The organism is Nocardia farcinica, from assembly GCF_029867845.1.
Classification (GTDB): Bacteria; Actinomycetota; Actinomycetes; order Mycobacteriales; family Mycobacteriaceae; genus Nocardia; species Nocardia farcinica_A.
In genome coordinates this window covers 1-4,517 of sequence record NZ_JARWRU010000577.1, presented here as the reverse complement: position 1 = coordinate 4,517, position 4,517 = coordinate 1, and the positions used below count along the sequence as shown (strand labels likewise).

Sequence of the window (4,517 nt, the reverse complement as noted above, 5' to 3'; positions counted from 1 at the left end):
GGCAACAACAGCACCGTGCTCGACATGGCGCGCATCGGCGCGGGCAGCATGATCGCCGCGCAGTCGGTGGTGGCGCCGCACACCGAGATCCCCGACGGGGTGTTGGCGGCGGGCGCGCCCGCGGTGGTCAAGCGACCGGTCGAGGGCACCGCGGCGCAGGAGTGGCTGCGCATCAGCACCGCGTTCTACATCGACCTCGGCCGCCGCCACCGCGACGGCATCGTCGAGGTGCCGCGCTGAACCGCGGCCGTCCTCAGCCGAGCAACTCGGTGACCTCGCGGTCCTCCAACTGGTGGAAGTCGGCGTAGGCCCCGCCGACCCCGCCGAGTTCCGCCGGAATCCACGGGCAGACCACTTCGTCGGCCTCCCGCGACACCCACGCGTGCGCCTCCACCGAGGAGATCGGGACCGCGACCACCAGCCTGGCCGGGTGCTGGGCGCGCACCACCCGGCAGGCGGCGGCCATGGTCGCGCCGGTCGCCATGCCGTCGTCCACCAGGATCACGGTGCGCCCGGCCATCGGCACCGGATCGCGGCCGCCGCGCAACGCGCGCACCCGGCGGGCCAGTTCGGCGCGCTCGGCTCGTTCGACCTCGGCCAGTTGTTCGCGGCGCACCCCGGTCCGGCGGATCACGTCGTCGTTGAGCACCCGGATGCCGCCCTCGCCGAGCGCGCCCATGGCCAGCTCCGGCTGCCATGGCACGCCGAGCTTGCGCACGAGCAGGATGTCGAGATCGCCGCCGAGGGCGCGATGCACCTCCGCCGCCACCGGGACGCCGCCGCGCGGCAGGCCGAGCACGAGCGGTTCCGTCGCGCGCAGGTGCGTCAGCGCCGCAGCGAGCGCGCGACCGGCGGCGAACCGATCGGCGTAGTGGTTCATCTCCCCATGGACGCTACTCCTGCCCGGCGCGCTCGATGATCTCGAAACGGCGCAGCGACAGGCTGGGGTTGCGGCCGCGCACGGCCGTCAGCCGGTCGAGTTCGGCGGTGGCGGTGAGCACACCCGGCGCGTCCCCCAGTTCGGCCAGCACCACGCCCGCCGGATCGATGATCATCGACGAGCCGGAGCCGAGCGGCTCGGCCTGGTCGGCGGCGGCGAGGTAGACGGTGTTCTCGATGGCGCGGGCGCGCAGCAGGGTGGTCCACTGATCGACCTTGCCCTGGCCGGGAATCCACTGCGCGGGGACCGCGATCAGGTGCGCGCCCGCGGCGGCCAGGCGGCGGAAGCCCTCGGGGAAGCGCAGGTCGAAGCAGGTCTGCAAGCCGATGGTGAGCCCGTCGGCGGAGAAGGTCGGCGGCTCGGTGAGCGGGCCGGGTTCGACCACGTCGGATTCTTTGTGGCCGAAGGCGTCGTAGAGGTGCACCTTGCGGTAGACGGCGACGAGCTCGCCCGCCGGATCGACGGCGACCAGGGTGTTGCGGATGCGCTCTGGTCCGGCGCTGCCGGTCTCGATCATGCCCGCGACCAGGAAGACGCCGGTCTCGCGGGCCAGGGCGGTCAAGCCGGTGACGAACGGCCCGTCCAGCGGCTGGGCGGCGGGCAGCACCCGTTGGTCGAGCCTGCGCACCGCGTGCATGGCGTACTCGGGGGCGATCACCACGCGCGCGCCGCGCCCGGCCGCGGCGCGGACGTGGTCGCCGAGGGCGGCGAGGTTGGCGGCGGCATCGGCGCCCGGTGTGAACTGGACCACCCCGACGGTCACCGCGGCGCCGTGCCGTGACTCTTCGGAGGCCTGGTGCTCGAGTTGCATAGGTCTCACCGTATTCACCCGGTGACCGGGCGGGCCACCGGCAGGCAGTAAACTCCTGGTCAATGAGTACCAATCAGGTCGACAGCGTTCCTGGCGACGACGACAGGGACACGGTCGGAACCGTCGACGGTTCCGACCAGGCCGGCCCGTCTTTCGCCGACTTGGGCATCGACGACCGCATCCTGCGGGCCATCGCCGATGTCGGTTACGAGAATCCCTCCCCGATCCAGGCGGCGACCATCCCGCCGCTGCTCGACGGCGCCGATGTCGTCGGTCTCGCGCAGACCGGCACCGGCAAGACGGCCGCCTTCGCCATTCCGATCCTGATGGGTCTGGAAACCACCGGCAAGGCCCCGCGCGCGCTCGTGCTCGCCCCGACCAGGGAGCTGGCCATCCAGGTCGCCGAGGCCATCGGCCGGTTATCGGTGGACAATCCGGGCCGGCACGTGCTGCCCATCTACGGCGGGCAGAGCTACGGCGTGCAGCTGTCGGGCCTGCGGCGCGGCGCGCACGTGGTCGTCGGCACCCCCGGTCGCGTGATCGACCATCTGGAGAAGGGCACGCTCGACCTGTCGCAGTTGCAGTACCTGGTGCTCGACGAGGCCGACGAGATGCTCAAGATGGGCTTCCAGGAGGACGTCGAGCGCATCCTGTCCGAGACCCCGCGCGACAAGCAGGTCGCGCTGTTCTCGGCCACCATGCCCGGGGCCATCCGCAAGATCTCCAAGCAGTACCTGCGCGAGCCGGTCGAGATCACCGTCAAGGCCAAGACCCAGACCGCCACCAACATCACCCAGCGGTGGGTGCAGGTCTCGCACCAGCGCAAGCTGGACGCGCTGACCAGGGTGCTCGAGGTCGAGTCGTTCGAGGCGATGATCATCTTCGTCCGCACCAAGCAGGGCACCGAGGAACTGGCCGAGAAGCTGCGGGCGCGCGGCTTCTCCGCCGCCGCCATCAACGGCGACATCGCCCAGAACCAGCGCGAGCGCACCATCGGCCAGCTCAAGTCCGGCACCCTGGACATCCTGGTGGCCACCGACGTCGCCGCGCGCGGTCTGGACGTGGACCGCATCTCGCACGTGGTCAACTACGACATCCCGCACGACACCGAGTCCTATGTGCACCGCATCGGGCGCACCGGCCGGGCCGGGCGCAGCGGCAAGGCGCTGCTGTTCGTGGCCCCCCGCGAGCGTCACCTGCTCAAGGCCATCGAGCGCACCACCCGGCAGCCGCTGGAGGAGATGCAGCTGCCCAGTGTGGAGGACGTCAACGCACAGCGGGTCACCAAGTTCGGCGACGCCATCACCGAGAACCTGTCCTCGGCGAACCTGCCGTTGTTCCGCAAGCTGATCGAGGACTACGAGCGCGAGCACAACATCCCGCTGGTGGACATCGCGGCCGCGCTGGCGGTCGGCTCCTACGACGGCGACAACTTCTTCATGGAACCGGAGCCGGAACCCGAACGCCGCGAGCGCGTTCCGCGCGAGCGTCCGGTGCGGCGCTTCGACGAGGAGCGCGGCGGCTCGCACCACCGGGCCACCGGCGCCGAGCTGGCGACCTACCGGATCAGCGTGGGCAAGCGGCACCGCGTGGTGCCAGGCGCGATCGTCGGCGCCATCGCCAACGAGGGCGGTCTGCGCCGCAGCGACTTCGGCCACATCAGCATCCGGCCCGACCACAGCCTGGTCGAGTTGCCCGCCGACCTGCCCGCCGAGACGCTGGAAGCGCTGCGGCGCACCAGGATCAGCGGCGTGCTCATCCAGTTGCAGCTGGATTCGGGCCCGCCGGGACACCGCCCCGGCGGTACCTACGGCACCCGTGGTCCGCGGCGCGAGCGTGACGCCGGCAAACGCTACGAACGGCGCAAGCCCCGCTCCTGACCCCGGGCTTCTCCGAGGTCAGAGGCACTGGCCTACAGTGTTGCCGACCGGCGCGCAGCGGGCGCGCCGGTTGCTGGTGTCCCGGCCGGCGGCCGTCTGACGGGAAGGGCGCGTTTGTTCGTATTCGGTGATCGTGTAGTGGCCACCGCCGCCGATCTGGTGCGAGCGGCGCGCTGCGAGTTCGCGGTGCTCCGCGCGCTGGACGCCGAACTCGGCATGGTCGACCCGCCCGCCGCCGCTGCCGTGGCGCCGCGCGGTGGTGACGAGGAGTTGCACGCGCGCATGCGGGCCGAGTTCGGCTCGTCGCTGGTGCGGATCGCCGGGGGCGAGCGGCCCGCCGGTATCGCGGCCATGCGCGCCGCGCACGCGGCCACCCTCGACGCACTGCGCGCGGGGGCTACGGCGGTGCGCGACGCCTTCTTCCTCGACGACGGATTCCTCGCGCACTGCGCCTATCTCGTGCGCGACGAGCGCGGCGGGGTCGTCCTGCACGCGACGGCGGGCGAGCCGGACGCCAGGGTCGGCGCGGTGCTCGAACTCGCCGCGTGCGCGGAGATCGCCTCGGCCGCGGGTGTGCCGGTGGGGCACAGCGCCACCGGGCCCGCTCCCGTGCTGGTCGTGCACTGCGGCGCAACCGTTTCCGAGCATCCGCTCGACGCGGCCGCCGCGGTGTATCCGGCCCGCCGCGACCGGGTGCGCGAGATCCTCGACGAGAAGCTGAACGAACTGTTGCCGGTGCAGTGGGGCGACCCGCGTTATCTGGCGTGCGGGCGCTGCGCGGTGTGCCTGCCGGAAGCGACCGCGGCGCGGGACCTGCTGCTGGTGGCGGGCATGCCGGGCACCGTGCGGGCCCGGCTCCGCGAGGCCGGGGTGCACACCGTCGACC

General features: G+C 72.3%; 3 protein-coding genes and 2 pseudogenes. 3 read left to right on the top strand and 2 right to left on the bottom strand.

From position 1 onward, the window contains the following. A pseudogene (locus tag QH283_RS12630) lies at window positions 1-240 on the top strand (gamma carbonic anhydrase family protein); the annotation flags it as partial. A gap of 13 nt (window positions 241-253) precedes the next feature. Here QH283_RS12630 and QH283_RS12625 read toward each other — a convergent pair. Both QH283_RS12625 and QH283_RS12620 read right to left on the bottom strand, forming a co-directional pair. Next, window positions 254-880 (bottom strand): phosphoribosyltransferase, encoded by a 627-nt coding sequence (locus QH283_RS12625; RefSeq protein ID WP_280503193.1) that lies wholly within the window; start codon window positions 878-880, stop codon window positions 254-256. A gap of 13 nt (window positions 881-893) precedes the next feature. Beyond that, the gene (locus tag QH283_RS12620; protein WP_280503192.1) at window positions 894-1,751 is read right to left on the bottom strand and encodes a carbon-nitrogen hydrolase family protein; all 858 of its coding nucleotides are present in this window, start codon (window positions 1,749-1,751) and stop codon (window positions 894-896) included. 62 nt (window positions 1,752-1,813) lie between these two features. Here QH283_RS12620 and QH283_RS12615 point away from each other — a divergent pair, with 62 nt between their 5' ends. Then, window positions 1,814-3,631 carry a DEAD/DEAH box helicase gene (locus QH283_RS12615; RefSeq protein WP_280503191.1) on the top strand — a complete coding sequence of 606 codons (1,818 nt, stop codon included), beginning with the start codon at window positions 1,814-1,816 and terminating at the stop codon, window positions 3,629-3,631. A gap of 138 nt (window positions 3,632-3,769) precedes the next feature. After that, window positions 3,770-4,517 (top strand): annotated as a pseudogene (locus tag QH283_RS12610) (hypothetical protein); the annotation flags it as partial.

What these genes read in the sequence shown, in the direction of transcription:
- QH283_RS12625 (WP_280503193.1), bottom strand. Translation starts at nt 880, where the DNA reads ATGAACCACTACGCCGATCGGTTCGCCGCCGGTCGCGCGCTCGCTGCG.
- QH283_RS12615 (WP_280503191.1), top strand. Translation starts at nt 1,814, where the DNA reads ATGAGTACCAATCAGGTCGACAGCGTTCCTGGCGACGACGACAGGGAC.
- QH283_RS12620 (WP_280503192.1), bottom strand. Translation starts at nt 1,751, where the DNA reads ATGCAACTCGAGCACCAGGCCTCCGAAGAGTCACGGCACGGCGCCGCG.